Source organism: Paenibacillus sp. Marseille-P2973, assembly GCF_018101095.1.
GTDB lineage: Bacteria > Bacillota > Bacilli > Paenibacillales > Paenibacillaceae > Fontibacillus > Fontibacillus vini.
In genome coordinates, this window is the sequence record NZ_JAGQEH010000006.1 from 184540 (window position 1) to 199832 (window position 15293).

A 15293-nucleotide genomic window follows, 5' to 3' on the forward strand; every position below is an offset into this window, starting at 1 on the left:
GAAGCAGCGTTACCGAGGGGGGCTAAACAAGGTGTGATCCAACTTCACTAAGTTAAATGCAAGCGTTTGCTCAAACGAGCGAAATGATCTCATTTAATATGTATTAAGAGGCGATATGATCCTTAGATGTTATAAGTTACCATTTATCTTGATTATATCCTCCTTTCTATTGGTGTCAATTACTATTTTTTGAAGTATTTACACGACTCCCAAAAAACCTTTACTCTTCACTAAAAAGGCCCACCAGCAAAACTGGTCGGCCTTCCAAATTGCTTATTGCCTTCTACCCGCGATTCACCGAAGTGGCATATAGCCAAGCCGGTCCAACTCTTGTGCAATGACGCGGTAACCGCGGCTGTTCGGATGGACCCCGTCCAGAAAAAGCAGTTCTCTTTCTTTTCCCTCGAACGCCGGATAAATGTTCGCTACACGATAATTGGGTCCGCCCAGTGTGGTAAGAAACGCGTTATACTGGCGCGCATATATCCCTGCCTCTCTGATATTCGGAAACGGATTGTACACGCCAACCATCCGAATGATAAATGGCTTCCGCTGCGGTGATTTGATCTGATACAGGTTATATACAATTTGGCGCACATTTCCTTTCGTGCGGTTCAACACTTGAGGTATCTGAGAACCTTGCAATCCAGATCCGTCGGCAATAGCCTTGGTATAGGGCCTAAGGTCATTCGCGCCAATGGATACGGTGATGATATCGGCCCGCCGAAGCGCCGCCCGCATTCGCGGATCACTCTGGACCATCGGCAGCAACTTTTGCGAGGTGAGCCCGTTCACCCCTAAATTTTCATATCCTACAGAGGTACGGAGGCGACTCTCCGCCATACGCCGATAAGCAGGCGCAAATCCGCCGCTCAACCAGGCTCCCGCGCCTGTCGTTAATGAATCCCCAATGGCCGTGTAATGGTAACCCATTGCAACACCTCCTCCGCTCATCAATTCCGGTATCTAATATCGTATGAAAAAAATACGGGACAGGATCGGGAGATTCGCGTATTCTTGGTTGGGACTTCCATTCGGTTAAGCACACAAAAAAACGCCCGCAGTGATCTGCGGGCGGTAAAACTACAATTTTCGATTATTCGTAGCTGAGTTCCGGATAGATAGGGAATTTATCGGTCAATTCGGACACTTGTTGACGGGCTTTAGCCAAGCTCGCTTCATCCTTGGAATTCTTCAAGACAAGCGCGATAACCTGACCGATCGTCTTCATCGCTTCCTGATCCATGCCCCGGGACGTAACGGCCGGAGTACCGATGCGGATACCGCTGGTTACGAACGGACTGGTCGGATCGAATGGAATGGCATTCTTGTTCACGGTGATGCCGATGGAATCAAGCACATGCTCGGCGTCCTTGCCCGTGATGTTCAGATTGCGGGTGTCGATAAGCATCAAGTGGTTATCCGTACCGCCGGATACCAGGTTCAAGCCTTCGGAAACCAATGTTTCTGACAGCACCTTGGCGTTCTTCACAACATTTTCCGCATACGTTTTGAAGGAAGGCTCCAACGCTTCACCCAAAGCAACGGCTTTGGAAGCAATGACATGCATCAACGGTCCACCTTGCGTTCCAGGGAACACGGCCTTGTCGATAGCAGCGGCCCATGGCTGACGGCAAAGGATCATGCCGCCGCGCGGTCCGCGCAGCGTTTTGTGCGTCGTAGTCGTTACAAAGTGTGCATGCGGCACTGGATTTGGATGCAAGCCAGCGGCAACGAGTCCGGCGATATGAGCCATATCGACCATGAACAGGGCACCTACATCGTTAGCGATAGAGGCCAGCTTTTCAAAATCGATGATACGCGGATATGCGCTGGCACCAGCTACGATCATTTTAGGGCGATGTTTGAAGGCAGCTTTGCGTACTTCGTCATAATCGATAAGGAATGAATCCTCTTGAACTCCGTAAGCCACGAAGTTATAAAACAAGCCGGAAGCATTGACCGGGCTGCCATGCGTAAGGTGACCGCCATGGGCCAGGTTCATCCCGAGAACGGTATCCCCAGGCTTCAAAGCTGTAAGGTAAACGGCCAGGTTCGCTTGAGCGCCGGAGTGAGGCTGTACGTTAGCATGCTCAGCGCCAAACAGTTCCTTCGCACGATCGCGCGCGATATTTTCCACGATATCGACATGCTCGCAGCCGCCATAGTAGCGTTTGCCGGGATATCCTTCCGCATATTTGTTTGTCAATACGGAGCCCATTGCTTCCATAACAGCTTCGCTGACAATGTTCTCGGATGCGATCAGTTCAATGTTGTTCCGTTGACGTTTGAGCTCCAGATTCATCGCTTCCAGTACCGCCGGGTCTTGCTTTCTCAATTGATCCATGTTTCTTAGTCCTCCTATGCTAAAATAATTAATCACTTAGTCACATAACCGTGAATCCTGACTTTGCGGCAGCGTGTACACGGCGCGTTCCCCGCCGATCAGCTTCGGTCGGCTCCAGGCTGCGTTCACTCGGGCTTTGCCTACGTACCGCAGGGTCGGCCGAAATGGCACGGCCACTCGGCGCAAATGCATGCCAATCAGCGTCTCGCCGATGTCGAGCCCGGCATGGGCCTCCAAGCTTTCGGCCAGGCAAGGCTCGATCAACCGCTTATAAGCGGTTGCCGCCATGGAACCTCCAGCTTTCGGCACCGGAACAGCGGCCACTTCCGTAAGCCCTAAACGTTCCAATACTTGCCGCTCCACAACAAGCGCCCGGTTCAAATGCTCGCAGCATTGAAAAGCGACATCGAACCCGTGTCTTTGTCGAACCTCATCAATGCCAGCGAACAGCTCTGCGGCAATGTTCTCCGCACCGCCTGTGCCGATTCGGACCCCCGCCACTTCGCTAGTACTGACACCGATAACCAACAGCCGCCCGGGCTTCAGCCCTGCGGCTCCCGCTAACTCTTCCAAAATTTCCGCGACCTGCCCTCGGATATCTCCAAGCTCTGCCGTTTCCATGTTCGCCTGCTCCTTTCACTCCGAAGATGCCTCTGTCTCGATAAAACAAACTATCTTTATTATACCTAAAACCTCAGGCATATTAACGACAAACTTCGAGCAAGTCATACAAAGAGAGAATAAATTCAACCTTTAGAGTAAATAGGCGGCAAGGGACGGCATACAAGAAAGCGGACTTACGACGAAAAAAGAGCATGACGCGAGATAGCGTCGTGCTCTTTGCCCAGGCGACCGGCCGTATGTTCCGATGCTCCACCGTGGTTTGATCCACTTTCGTCGCCAGTCACATCGGATCTTCATTACTAGCTTAAGAATAAAACATAAGCGGAACAAATGCAACCGGGTTTTTACCCGGAAGCTCTGCCGCCAAACCGATCCTGCTCCAGTTTGTCCAGTATTTTCATCAAAGCGTTACGGATTTCCGCCGCCGTCCGGTCGTATTCCCCGCGAGATCCTCCGAATGGATCGGAAATGTCATAACCCGGCATCCGCTGCAGCAGCTCGGCGAGACGCCGCTGCGCCGCCTCATCCGGCTTTTTCCCCAGTGCCCGGTCCAATTCCAGATCGGCCGCAAGCCGCTGAAGTTCTTCTCTTTCGGCTAATACCGCCGGGTCGTCTTGGGCGTATTCTTTTAGCGTATATATTTTATCGGCCGCCTCAGGGAATGTATAGATGATTTGCCGCTTGTGACTCTCGGTCAATGCCAGGATCAAATCGGCCCATTCTACCAATTCCTCATGCAGCGGTGTCGATAGAATACGATCTCCAATGCCTTGTTCCCGAAGTACGGCCTCCGCATGATGCGATATCGACATTCCTTTGGCCGCGGCAACTCCCGCAGAGCGCACCTCTACTCCTATATTGCGCTCTCGGGCCAATTTGCGCATCATCCCTTCCGCCATGGGACTCCGGCAAGTGTTGCCCGTACAGACAAACAAAATTCGCATTTTCAGTCACCTCCGCAAGGATGCCATTACTGTTTTCCTTAATCATTGCTATTGTATCAGAAGATAAACATGAGGCCAAACGCAAGCAAAATCGCTCCCCCCGCAGCCTCCCCGTAATCGCCGAGACTCCGGCCTACGCTCCGTCCCAGAGCCAAGCCCATGATGGACATCAGTCCGCCGAAGAAACCGAACGCAAGCACCGTGATCAACAGATCACTATGAAACATCCCTAAAGATACTCCAACGGAAAAAGAATCAATGCTGACGCTAAGCGAAAATAGAAGTACTCCCCACAAGGTGCGATGATTGATCGATTGAGAACCGTTGCCTTTGACTGAACTATAAATCATATGAGCGCCAAGCAGCAGGAGCAACCCGCCGGAGACATAACGGGCAAGATGCCCGAGCAGTACTCCCACATATTGACCGGCAAAAATACCGATAAGCGGCATAAGGACATGAAAAAGAGCTACGGCCGAACCGATGCGGATGGCATCGTTGCGCCGTACCCCTTTCATACCGATACCGATCCCCAAGGAAAAGGCGTCCATCCCCAAGGCAACCGCCATAAGCAAAATGGTCATCAATTCCCCCAGCCGCACAAATGCCTCTGTCATACGTTCACTCCTCCATGTCCGAAAACTTCTTGTACAACCATATGCGGACAAGAAGTGTTTCATGACATGGGAAGGCTATCTGCAAAGTTCAAATAGTCAGGTTTATCATCTCTATTCTGACTATTCTTCCTCACCAGGTTCCAGGATGCCGGCCTCCAAATAGTTGATGTATTGTCTTAGCTTATTGGCCGAGGCCCAACTGATATCCCCTTGCTCAAACATCGACTGCACCTCGTTGCGCTGGGCCTGAATGCCTTTGATGCGCAGTTCGTTTTTATGCTGGTTAAACACATCTTCATCTTCAATAGCGCCCATCACCCCCGAATGTCCCTGTAGGCGCTTGATTAAATCCTTATACTGGGCTATTACCAAAATCGATTCCCGCCGATTCTCCTCATTGACTTGTGCCTCGACGGCTTCAAGCGCAGCTATGGAGGTCCGAAGTCTTGTCGCCTTCAGCTGTTCCATCGTTTCCGGTGGGAGGTCCAACGTTTTACGTTTGAGAAACTGCTTCGTAAACAGGCGGCGAATCCGAAAGAGCGATACAAGGACCTGCATTTTAAAACGGCCTGACATGACCATCTCCATTTGATTCATGACCTCTTGGATTTTGGACGCCAGTTCCCCGGTAATTTCACCGCGGTCCAGCATATTTTGGATTTCCCGCCGTTCCGCTTGCAGCCCCGCAAGCCTTAACTTCATCATTGCATTGTTCCTTTTCCGGTCGGACCACTCTTGCCCCCGCCCGTTTTGCAGCTGGATCAGTTGGCGGTGATAGCTCCCGAGCACGGATCTCGCTGCAGCTTCATTCTCCTCCCCGGTTGCCTCCTTGATCGCCTTAATTCCGGCTTGGATCATGGAAATCCGGGCTTCCTGTTCGCGTTCGGCGACAGGGTCGGCGCCTTCTTCAGGCCGTTTGGAGAGCAGCGGCAGCACCACGCTGGCGATAATCAGCGAGCACAGAATAACGCCGGCCGCCAGAAAAATAATTAAATCCCGTTCAGGGAACGGACTTCCATCCTGAAGAAAATAAGGAATGGAGAACGCCGCAGCCAACGTAACCGCCCCCCGGACGCCCGACAAGGATATGAGCACAGAGGACATCAGCTTCGGTCTACCCATGCTTTCCCCGCTACCAAGCAGCCAGGAGCCTTCCCAGAATAAATACACCCATATAAATCGAAGCACGATCAACCCCAAAGAAATCAGACCAATAAATCCAAGGACCTGCAAATTGCTGTAATCCGGGCTTTGGAATATCGTTTCCGTCGCGCCTGGGATCTGCAGACCTAAAATGACGAATACGAGGCCATTTAAAATATACAGGATCACGGACCAGGTATTCTGCGATACCATCCGGAGTTCAGCCTGCATCGATTCGTTGCGGTCCCGTTCGATCGCATGGACGATCCCTCCGGCCACTACGGCCAAAATTCCGGAAAATCCGAGCTCCTCCGTCACCAGATAAATCACGAATGGCGTCAAAATCTGGATCAGCATATGTATCGTAACATCTTCCATACCAAGCCGCCGGATGAACATCCGCAGCCACACGATCAAAAAGGCGACCACAGCTCCGCAGATCAGTCCGCCGATCGCGATCCATAAGAAGCTGAGGGTAGCTTCGGTAATCGAAAATACCCCGGTGACCGTTGCCGCCACCGCAAATTTAAACGCAACCAGCCCCGAGGCGTCGTTCATCAACGACTCTCCTTCGAGCAGCCGCATAATGCCCTTAGGGAGATGGATTCTCCCCGCCAAGGCACTTACCGCGACAGCATCCGTCGGAGATAAAATGGCGGCGAGCGCAAAGGCCGCTGGCAGCGGAATGCTCGGAATAAGCCAATGAATCAGATATCCGCCCGCAAATACGGTGACAAACACCAAGCCAAGCGCGAGGAGCAGGATAGGGGCCCTCAGGTCCCACAACTCCTCCCGAGGCGTCCGCTTCCCGTCATTATAAAGCAGCGGGGCGATGAACAGCAGTAAGAACAGCTCGGAATTCAACGGCAAATGAATGCCGATCGGTAGCAATGCCACCAAAGTACCGAGAATAATCTGTAAAAGGGGGACCGGCACAAACGGAATGAACCGGTTCAGTACATTCGATACTCCAATCAATACAAGCATAATGAGTACGATTTCAAAAATTTCCAAAATACAGTTCCCCCTGCCGAAGTAAATATCAGTTGTGTTCGTCCCCGAATAAATCCATCTGCTTCGGAGGCAGTCCCGCCGTTTTCAGACCTAGAAGACTCATCATCTCCATCGCGTTTGGAGCGGCATCACCGCCGGAATTGTTATTAAAAATCATGCAAACTTCCCCGGTGCCCTTCTTTTCGAGGATATCCAGCTTGTCCCGCCAATCCTCCAGCTCCTCCCGGTTATACCGGTAGAGATTGCGGACTTCCCGCCAATTCGGCGCACTCCCCTGCAGCCAGCCGCCCGTATTGCGCCCATGAAGCCGGACGATCGTTAATTCGGAATTTGTCGGCTCCAGGACTGCCGGGACAGAGCCCTGCCCGACCTGCGGTTCATCGCAAATTATGTGAATCCAGCCCTCCTGCTTCATAAAAGAGAGCGTGTCCTCACGAACATTCGGTGCATACCAGCTCTGGTTCCGAAACTCTAAGGCCAGCGGCAAGGAACCCATCCACTTCTTTACAGCGCGAAGCTGCCGCACATTGTCCGGACTGCAATCAAACCAAGGGGGAAATTGAAACATCACGGCTTTCAGACGGCCCGACTCTACGATCGGCCGAATCGAATCGAGATAGGCTTGAAACATCTCCCCCGGCCCTCCGTAAGGATTCTTTCCCCTATTATGCCCGGTCATTCCCCGAAATGCCTTTAATATAAAAGTAAAATGCGGAGGCGTTTCTTCAAGCCACCGCCGGTAAGTATGTTCACCAAGCACGGCATAGAAGGAACTATCAACTTCCACGACCGGAAAATGCTTAGAGTACAGCGCCAGCTTTGCTTTTGCCGGAGTCCCGGGAGGATACAGCTCCTCATGATCTCCCCATCCGGTTAAACCAATTGTAATCATAGTACCCCGCCTTTCCGTAGGGAATAAGGTCAGATCACCTTATAGAGTTTGTTCTCTTACACATAGATTACCTGTTGGCCCGCCGCTTTAAGCAGGCGGTTCATCACGGCGGCGCCGAGTCCCTCCTGCGGACAGGACTCGGCCATAATAAAGGTGACGCCGCTGTCGTCAAAGCGGCGGAGCGCCGCGTAGAGACGATGCGCAGCCGTCTCCAGCGCCGTTAGGCTGCCGAGCGATAGCACGCAGTCGGCGCGGTAGAACGGGAGATGCTCGTCAAAGGCGAGCACGCCCGTTATCTCCCCGCGCGCCCGGGCCGCGTCGAGCTCGGCCTGGATGCGGTCCGCCACCCGCTCGGGGGCGGACCCGGACACTACACGCAGCGCACCGCGGGGTGCGTAGTGCGTGTACTTCATGCCGGGCGAGCGAGGCGCCGGCATGTCCTTGGCTTCGCTGTCGCCGCCAGCGTTTTGCAGGGCGGCGTCCAGCCGCACGCCGCCCGCGGCATGGCGGGCGAGCTGCTCGACCGTGATTCCGCCGGGGCGGAGCACGGTCACAACCCCGTCGTCGCCGGCCTCCACCACTGTCGACTCCACGCCCACCCCGGTGGGCCCGCCGTCGACGATGCCGTCGATGCGGCCGGCAAGATCATCGCCCACGTGGCTCGCCAGCGTGGGGCTCGGCCGCCCGGATCGGTTGGCGCTCGGCGCCGCCACCGGGCAACCCGCTGCGGCGATGAGCCGCAGCGCGATATCGTGGGCCGGCATGCGCACGGCCACCGTGTCCAGACCCGCCGTCACGCGAGGCGAGACGGCGCCGGGAGCCGCTGGCAGCACCAGCGTCAGCGGCCCCGGCCAGAATGCCTCCATGAGCCGGCGCCCCGTCTCGTTCACCGCGGTGACGAGACCGTCCAATTGGCTCATGTCCGCGATGTGTACGATCAGCGGATTGTCGGACGGCCGCCCTTTGGCGGCAAATATCGCCTCCACCGCCTCCGTGTTGCGGGCATCCGCTCCGAGTCCGTACACCGTCTCCGTCGGAAAAGCCACCGTTCCGCCCGCCGCAAGCACCTCTCCCGCTTCGGCCAACGATTGTTCAGCGGCAATAACCTTTGAATCCTCTAAAACATTAGCACCCTGGCCAGCTTCATCATTCACCAAGGCAGTCACATCCCATAAACGGGTAGAACGTCTATTTTCAAAACCTGCATCTTCCATCATCTTGTCTCCCATAACAGTTGATCATCCCAAACTTTTCAAAGATATACTCTCTATTATAACAACCCTCACTGAAAGTTAGCCACCTTCAGCAGAGCCGCCCTTCTCAGATTCAACACAACAGTCGCGCCTTCATCCCCTTAACATCCGCTCCAGATCCTCCCGGACCACTCCCCATCTCCCCCCAATATAAAAGAACCGCACAGGCTATCCCCGCACGGTTCATTTCACAAAGATTTCTTATGAGAACAAGCCCACGATCCAGTTCCACAGCTTCACCAGCATATCCCACAAAAAGAACCGAACTTCCGTCTCCTCCGGGTCAACCTGATTAACCCCCTCGGCACCAGGACCTGTCTGGGACGACGCTGTCTTCACTTCGCCTTTACCGGATGATGTTTGCTTAGCAGACTTCGCGTCCGCCCCGGCCTTTCCCTTGTCCGCTTTGCTTTGCAACGCATCCCCGCTGCCGGCATCCACAAAACATAACGGCGGGAACAACACACACCACCAGTTCTTGCCCTTTCCTTCTCCGAGCGTTACCCGCAACGCCTCATAATCACCCGCCGGGTACACGGCACTGCCGTACATTTTTGTCGGAAAAGGCACCACCGCCAACTCGACCTTGTAACTATATTTTTTGCCGCTACCGGCCAGCGTCTTCCCTACCAGGCCTTCAATTTCATCCATATGATCACGAATGACGCCGCGCGCCGCATCCAAACTTTGCGGATTATCCAGCTCGGTCACCCAGCCGTCGATCTGCTTAATCACCGCATCCCTTACGCGGCGTTTAACGACCTGATCCCCCGCTTTATCCGAATTGGCCAAAATCCGCAACCGGATCGACTCCTGAGGAATCCGACCTTCGGCTGCTGCCGAATCTATTTTTTGTCCCTCCCAGGACATCATCAATATCATAATACTAATTATAATAAGAGCTACTGTTTTGCCTCTGCTCGTTCTCGTTCCCGTTCCCGATCCCTTGCCATTCCCATTCCCGGCTTCCCGCATCGTCGCTACTCCCTTCGCCATCCTCTGATGTCTATCAGTATGTCCGGTTAAAAGAGAGCTAAACCTATTAATCTATTAAAAATTTATTAATCATATCCTTACTCATATCTTTACTAATAACCTCTATACACAATCCTTACTTCCATCCATTCATTACAATTCTCTCCTTACTCTAGACTGCTCCACCATTAATGAGGAAGCGGCAGAACAAGACTCAATAATTGAAGTCTTAGACTGCCGCTGTTGTTGTTTAACTAATGTTACCTGTTAGTTCAATGAAAAAGTAGTCATATTGGGGGCTACTCGCTACTCTGCTCAAGTACGCTGTTCGGTTAAATACGTCCCGTTTATTTTAATTTTCTGAGTAACGTGCCTGAAGCTTTTGTTTGTGCGATTTTAGGATATCCTCAAGCGATATATCATATTTATTTGCGATCACAATGAGATTTCCTAAAACATCTCCAAGTTCTTCCGTTAATTCGGTTTTATTTTCTTGAAATGTGCCTGCAACCTCATCCGGACGATCCCTGCCAATCTCTAATGCACGAATTGCACGGGCTACTTCCCCGGTTTCCTCAGCAAGAAAACCAATACGGACAAATATATCTAAGTCTGACCAGTTGCGATTCTTGTAATATTCCTTCACCCATTGTTGAAATTCAATAATATCCATGTTTCCCTCCAACATACCAAGATTGCTCGATCTCAAACAATTTCATCGATTGTTCCCCCGGCCTCCCTACTTGGGGCAATTCAATCAACACGCTTCACATTTCACCGTCCTCCCGAGGTAGACAAATCGTCAAAATGTCCACCTAAAAGTGGACATTACGCACATTTACGCGCCCACCAACAATCACCAACATCTAGTATATCAAAAATCCCAACTCACTATATATAGAATTAAAAATCCGAGGCGAGGTATATCTCTTCCGGTGAAGAGTGTCCACTATTTGAAAGACAAATCTTCATATTTTTCCACCGTGGGAGGACACAAGCACTAAAAATAGCCATAGCCCTGCTCACCCCGCCCTACACCAGGTTCGATTCTGTTTTTCGTAGGCTGTAATAATAAACAACAATAAAAACGGCAACCCCCAAAGGAATCGCCGCTTTCGTGTTACCGGTTTTGCGTTTTAAGTTTGGTGAAACGGGAGGCAGGCATCTGCTGCTCCTCGTCGGTTTCATGACCGTGAATGCGGATGCTCATCGCGACGCCGATGCAGGCCATGTTGATCATCAGCGAGGTTCCTCCATAACTGATGAAAGGGAGGGTGATCCCGGTGAGGGGCATCAGACCGATAAACATGCCGATGTTTTCGAAAATCTGGTACAGGAACATCGCTACGATCCCCACGATAAGGAACGGTCCGCCGCGATCCCGGCACTCCAGTGAAATGAGAATTAGCCTGTGTATCAGTACAAAATAGATCAGCAGCAACACCGAGCTGCCCAGGAAGCCGAATTCCTCGGCGATTACTACGAAGATGGAGTCGGAATAGGTTAGAGGCACGCGTTCGGACTGAACGGTCTCTCCTTTTAAGTAACCTTCTCCCGTCATACCGCCTGATGCGATCGCCAATTTGGCGTTCCGTGTGTGATAGATGGCTTTTTCGGTCGCTTTTTCCGGTACCAGCCAAGGGTCGATCCGTTCAATCCAGTGTTCGCGTCCGATATCTACAAAGAAGGTGTATACCTTATCATGATACACTTTATACGCGGTAATCCCGCCAAAAACCGAGCCTGCAAAGATCACCAATGCAATCAGGGCATGCATGTATTTAATGTTACCGATCCACAGCATTCCCGCCAAAATCACCAAATAACTGAGGGCGTTACCGAGGTCATTTTGCGCCATTACGACTAGAAACGGAATGAATGTAATCAATAGAATCGGCACGACGTCCCGCCAAAACGACAACCTTGGCTTCCGCTTGCGGAGCAGCATGAAGGAAAGAAACAGAATCAGCAGCAATTTGAAAAATTCCGCCGGCTGAAAACTGAGTCCCCCCGGCAGGGTAAGCCATCCGGTCGCGCTGTAATACGTATTTCCGATGAAAAACACTACGATAAGCAAACCGACCCCGAACAGATAAATGTAGGGCGAATATTTGATAAACAGTTTGAAGTCAATCAGGGAAAAGGCAAAAAACGCCGCAAATCCAAGCAGATAGTATACGCCCATCCGTATATGATATCCGTGGTAAGCCGTATTCGATGTGGCGCTATAGAGTACCGCGATGCTGATGCCCATAAGGAGCAACAGGATGAACACGATCGTGTAGTCGATTTTTTTAAGTTTGTTAAGCATTACTTCCCGTCCTCCGCCATCCGATTTTTCCTTCGGCCTGAGTAAACAGGCATCCATCCTTCGTTCTCCAACCAGCCGAACAAATAGTTTACCTTCCCATTGTAAAGGAAGACTCCCGCTAAAGTCTATTGGACGATGACACCAGTCCTAATTACCCCTGTTTGCACAGAAAAAAGACACCGCCCGTCAGGCGATGCCTATCACATGCCGGTCAATCCCCGCGAGGTCCGTAACCGTGACGACCTCGCGCCAGCAGCCGGCTTGGCGCAGCAGATCTGCAACATCGCCGGCCTGCCCCATCCCGAGCTCAAAGCCGATCAGGCGGGGCGGACGAGGCAGCAGCGGAAGCTGCGCCATCATGACGCGGTAGGGCGCGAGCCCATCCGGGCCGCCGTCGAGCGCGCCGCGCGGCTCGTAGTCGCGCACCTCGGGCTGCAGGTGCGCGATGGTATCCGCCGGTATGTACGGCGGATTGCTGACCACGATGTCCAGCGGCTCGCCGGCGAACGGTTCAAGCAGGTTCCCCTGCTTGAACGTCACGTTCAGGCCGAGCCGCCGGACATTCGCTGCCGCCACGTCCAGCGCTTCCGGCGAGATGTCACTCGCCGATACGCGCCATGACGGGCGCAAATGGGCCAGCGCGGCTGCAATCGCGCCGCTGCCGGTGCCGATGTCGGCGGCCAGCGGAGCGCCGCCGGGCCACAGCGAATCGCCGATCTGGACGATTCGCTCCACGAGCAGCTCCGTTTCCGGGCGGGGAATCAGCACGGACGGCGTGACCTTGAAGGTCAAGCCGTAAAAGTCCTGTTCCCCGATAATGTACTGCGCTGGCTCGCCCGCCGCCTTGCGGCGGATTACTGCCTCCCAGGCGTCTCTACGCTCCGCCGGGAAGGGATCGCGCAGCGCGGCCAAATACGCCGCGCCTTCCAACCCCAAAACATGGCGGAGCAGCAGCTCCGCATTCGAATCCGGCTCGTGCACGCCCCGAGCCGCTAAAAAAGAAGAAGCCTCTCTACGGGCTTCTGAAATATTAACCGCTCCTGATAACACATATCCGTTATCGTCAGGCATGTTATTCTCCTTTGTCCATCAGTTCGGCCTGTTCCGCAATCGTCAGCGCCGATACGATTTCCGCGATCTCTCCGTTCATGACCTGATCGAGCTTGTGCAGCGTAAGACCGATCCGGTGGTCGGTTACCCGGCTTTGCGGGAAGTTATAGGTACGGATCCGCTCACTGCGGTCCCCGGTTCCCACTTTGCTCTTCCGCTCCCCGGCATATTTCGCCTCTTCCTCTTGGCGCATCATATCCGAGATCCGGGCGCGAAGCACCTGCAACGCTTTCTCCTTATTGGAGTTTTGCGATTTACCGTCCTGGCACGTTGCCACAATGCCCGTCGGAATGTGCGTTACCCGCACCGCCGATTTCGTCGTGTTGACGGACTGGCCGCCCGCGCCGCTGGAGCAGAACGTATCCACACGGATATCCTTATCGAGAATTTCAATATCGACTTCTTCGGCTTCCGGCATGACCGCCACCGTCGAGGTCGACGTGTGAATCCGTCCGCCGGATTCCGTCGACGGAATCCGCTGTACCCGGTGGGCACCGCTTTCGTATTTCATTTTGCTGTAAGCGCCGCGTCCGTTAATCATAAAAATAACCTCTTTGAAACCGCCAAGGTCACTTTCATTCACATCCATGATATCCACTTTCCACCCTTGGGTGTCGGCAAAGCGGGTGTACATGCGGTACAGGTCAGCCGCAAACAAAGCCGCTTCGTCCCCGCCGGCAGCGCCGCGGATTTCCACGATTACGTTTTTATCGTCATTCGGGTCCTTCGGCAGCAGCAGAACATGGATTTTCTCCTCCAGTTCTTGCTGGCGTGCGGAAAGGTCCTCGATTTCCATCTTCACCATTTCGCGCATGTCATCGTCAAGCTTCTCTGCCTGCATCGCTTTCGCGGCATCAAGCTCTTCCATAACCTGCTTGTATTCAGTGTACGCCTCATAAGCCGGCTGTAAATCCGATTGTTCTTTAGAATAATCCCGCAGCTTCTTCGTATCGTTCGCCACGTCGGGATCGCAGAGCAGCTCGCTCAGCTTCTCATAACGGTCAGCCAGGGATTGTAGTCGGTCCAACAAGGAAATCACCTCTTTCTTCATAAGCAAGTCGAAAAAATCATCGTCATATCCGCACTACAAATTCTAGTCCGGACGACTTTATATTATATCATATTCTAATCGGATTGAACAGCAGCCTGCCAGCACCCCGAATAATAAAAAACAGTGGATCTCAACCGAAGTTGAAACCCACTGATCTTATTTAGCAGCTACTTCGGTTGTGCAAATGCAGCGTTTGATCGGTAAGCTACAATTTGATCGATTAAAGACTGCTCCAATTTCGCATTCCATGACTTTACCATACCAGGCAGGATGCAAGCGTCGACAATGACCCAAATCGTCAGTGCCAGTCCCATTAGAAGAGTCAGGACTAGAAACACGATCGACATCCCTAAACCATCCGAGTAAACTTCGCTCTCGAAAGCGGACATAATGGCAAACACGAAGTAACAAACCATGGTTAAAGCGAACAAGACCAATTGAATCGTGCCGGAAAGCGGTCTTTTCAAATAGAAGCGGTGAACGCCCAAATGGCCTGCTAGCAGCATAAGGTAGGCCAGCGTCAATGACTTCTCCTGCTTGGACATTTCCGAACTCAGAATAAGGAGCTCCGTCGTGGACAACGTTTGCTTGGAGATGTTCATAGTAGAGTTCATCGGTTAGATCGGATAAGTTTCCGACATGCCTCTGTTATACATAATTTGATCAATAAGCTGATTTTCCAGTACGGCGTTGTGTTCTTTTACCCAGGTGTGAGTCAGGAACGCATCCACGATCCACCAGATGGACGTCACAATCAACCCGATGACCGTGATGGACAAAATAAGCTGGGTAACGGCTGTTCCTGTCTTGCCCAAATAAAAACGGTGTCCGCCGACAATACCCAAGAAATACCACAGGATATAGGCAACGACCATGTTCTTTCCTCTGTTTTTTACCTCGGATTCCAAGAGAAGAAGTTCTCTCGAATCGAGCTGACTCTTTCTGCCTAAAGCATAATTCATACTCATTGCGTTCCCTCCATATTAACGATCTAAGATCAATTGACTCTAGT

15 protein-coding genes and 1 riboswitch are annotated in these 15293 nt (G+C 52.5%); all 15 genes read right to left on the bottom strand.

The genetic code is table 11. The features are described 5' to 3' along the window. Positions 1–294: 294 nt before the first annotated feature. The 15 genes from KB559_RS14715 to KB559_RS14785 all read right to left on the bottom strand — a co-directional run bounded on the left by KB559_RS14715 (position 295) and on the right by KB559_RS14785 (position 15243). Complete coding sequence (locus tag KB559_RS14715) at positions 295–933, bottom strand: GDSL-type esterase/lipase family protein (RefSeq protein WP_211022682.1); 639 nt, start codon at positions 931–933, stop codon at positions 295–297. Positions 934–1096: 163 nt separating this feature from the next. Next, positions 1097–2347 (bottom strand): serine hydroxymethyltransferase, encoded by a 1251-nt coding sequence (gene glyA / locus KB559_RS14720; protein ID WP_211022683.1) that lies wholly within the window; start codon positions 2345–2347, stop codon positions 1097–1099. A gap of 36 nt (positions 2348–2383) precedes the next feature. Next, positions 2384–2968, bottom strand: coding sequence for a TIGR01440 family protein (locus tag KB559_RS14725; RefSeq protein WP_211022684.1), 585 nt, complete (start codon positions 2966–2968; stop codon positions 2384–2386). A gap of 214 nt (positions 2969–3182) precedes the next feature. Further along, positions 3183–3265: riboswitch (ZMP/ZTP riboswitch) on the bottom strand. 50 nt (positions 3266–3315) lie between these two features. Beyond that, the gene (locus KB559_RS14730; RefSeq protein ID WP_211022685.1) at positions 3316–3915 is read right to left on the bottom strand and encodes a low molecular weight protein arginine phosphatase; all 600 of its coding nucleotides are present in this window, start codon (positions 3913–3915) and stop codon (positions 3316–3318) included. A 56-nt stretch (positions 3916–3971) separates the two neighbouring features. Beyond that, positions 3972–4532: a manganese efflux pump MntP gene (locus KB559_RS14735; RefSeq protein WP_211022686.1), complete on the bottom strand. Its 561-nt coding sequence runs from the start codon at positions 4530–4532 to the stop codon at positions 3972–3974. 120 nt (positions 4533–4652) lie between these two features. Continuing rightward, positions 4653–6689: a Na+/H+ antiporter gene (locus KB559_RS14740; protein WP_211022687.1), complete on the bottom strand. Its 2037-nt coding sequence runs from the start codon at positions 6687–6689 to the stop codon at positions 4653–4655. A 28-nt stretch (positions 6690–6717) separates the two neighbouring features. Continuing rightward, entirely contained in the window at positions 6718–7581 is an 864-nt protein-coding gene (locus tag KB559_RS14745) for a DUF72 domain-containing protein (RefSeq protein WP_211022688.1), read from the bottom strand. 56 nt (positions 7582–7637) lie between these two features. Continuing rightward, a complete protein-coding gene (locus KB559_RS14750) occupies positions 7638–8810 on the bottom strand; it encodes an L-threonylcarbamoyladenylate synthase (RefSeq protein ID WP_247681838.1) in 1173 nt (390 codons plus the stop codon). 225 nt (positions 8811–9035) lie between these two features. Continuing rightward, positions 9036–9716 carry a stage II sporulation protein R gene (gene spoIIR, locus KB559_RS14755; RefSeq protein WP_247681854.1) on the bottom strand — a complete coding sequence of 227 codons (681 nt, stop codon included), beginning with the start codon at positions 9714–9716 and terminating at the stop codon, positions 9036–9038. Between the two features lie 445 nt (positions 9717–10161). Continuing rightward, positions 10162–10482 carry a MazG nucleotide pyrophosphohydrolase domain-containing protein gene (locus KB559_RS14760; RefSeq protein ID WP_211022689.1) on the bottom strand — a complete coding sequence of 107 codons (321 nt, stop codon included), beginning with the start codon at positions 10480–10482 and terminating at the stop codon, positions 10162–10164. A 447-nt stretch (positions 10483–10929) separates the two neighbouring features. Next, positions 10930–12120 carry an FtsW/RodA/SpoVE family cell cycle protein gene (locus tag KB559_RS14765; RefSeq protein WP_211022690.1) on the bottom strand — a complete coding sequence of 397 codons (1191 nt, stop codon included), beginning with the start codon at positions 12118–12120 and terminating at the stop codon, positions 10930–10932. 186 nt (positions 12121–12306) lie between these two features. Then, entirely contained in the window at positions 12307–13191 is an 885-nt protein-coding gene (prmC, locus tag KB559_RS14770; protein WP_211022691.1) for a peptide chain release factor N(5)-glutamine methyltransferase, read from the bottom strand. Between the two features lies 1 nt (position 13192). Beyond that, entirely contained in the window at positions 13193–14260 is a 1068-nt protein-coding gene (prfA, locus tag KB559_RS14775; protein WP_211022767.1) for a peptide chain release factor 1, read from the bottom strand. Positions 14261–14448: 188 nt separating this feature from the next. Then, positions 14449–14895: an NINE protein gene (locus KB559_RS14780; RefSeq protein ID WP_247681839.1), complete on the bottom strand. Its 447-nt coding sequence runs from the start codon at positions 14893–14895 to the stop codon at positions 14449–14451. 3 nt (positions 14896–14898) lie between these two features. Then, positions 14899–15243, bottom strand: coding sequence for a TM2 domain-containing protein (locus tag KB559_RS14785; RefSeq protein WP_211022769.1), 345 nt, complete (start codon positions 15241–15243; stop codon positions 14899–14901). Positions 15244–15293 lie beyond the last annotated feature (50 nt).

Coding starts and splice junctions, on each gene's coding strand:
- spoIIR (WP_247681854.1), bottom strand. CDS start 9,716: ATGATATTGATGATGTCCTGGGAGGGACAAAAAATAGATTCGGCAGCA.
- prmC (WP_211022691.1), bottom strand. CDS start 13,191: ATGCCTGACGATAACGGATATGTGTTATCAGGAGCGGTTAATATTTCA.
- KB559_RS14735 (WP_211022686.1), bottom strand. CDS start 4,532: ATGACAGAGGCATTTGTGCGGCTGGGGGAATTGATGACCATTTTGCTT.
- KB559_RS14750 (WP_247681838.1), bottom strand. CDS start 8,810: ATGGGAGACAAGATGATGGAAGATGCAGGTTTTGAAAATAGACGTTCT.
- KB559_RS14730 (WP_211022685.1), bottom strand. CDS start 3,915: ATGCGAATTTTGTTTGTCTGTACGGGCAACACTTGCCGGAGTCCCATG.
- KB559_RS14725 (WP_211022684.1), bottom strand. CDS start 2,968: ATGGAAACGGCAGAGCTTGGAGATATCCGAGGGCAGGTCGCGGAAATT.
- KB559_RS14745 (WP_211022688.1), bottom strand. CDS start 7,581: ATGATTACAATTGGTTTAACCGGATGGGGAGATCATGAGGAGCTGTAT.
- KB559_RS14760 (WP_211022689.1), bottom strand. CDS start 10,482: ATGGATATTATTGAATTTCAACAATGGGTGAAGGAATATTACAAGAAT.
- KB559_RS14715 (WP_211022682.1), bottom strand. CDS start 933: ATGGGTTACCATTACACGGCCATTGGGGATTCATTAACGACAGGCGCG.
- glyA (WP_211022683.1), bottom strand. CDS start 2,347: ATGGATCAATTGAGAAAGCAAGACCCGGCGGTACTGGAAGCGATGAAT.
- KB559_RS14765 (WP_211022690.1), bottom strand. CDS start 12,120: ATGCTTAACAAACTTAAAAAAATCGACTACACGATCGTGTTCATCCTG.
- KB559_RS14785 (WP_211022769.1), bottom strand. CDS start 15,243: ATGAATTATGCTTTAGGCAGAAAGAGTCAGCTCGATTCGAGAGAACTT.
- KB559_RS14780 (WP_247681839.1), bottom strand. CDS start 14,895: ATGAACTCTACTATGAACATCTCCAAGCAAACGTTGTCCACGACGGAG.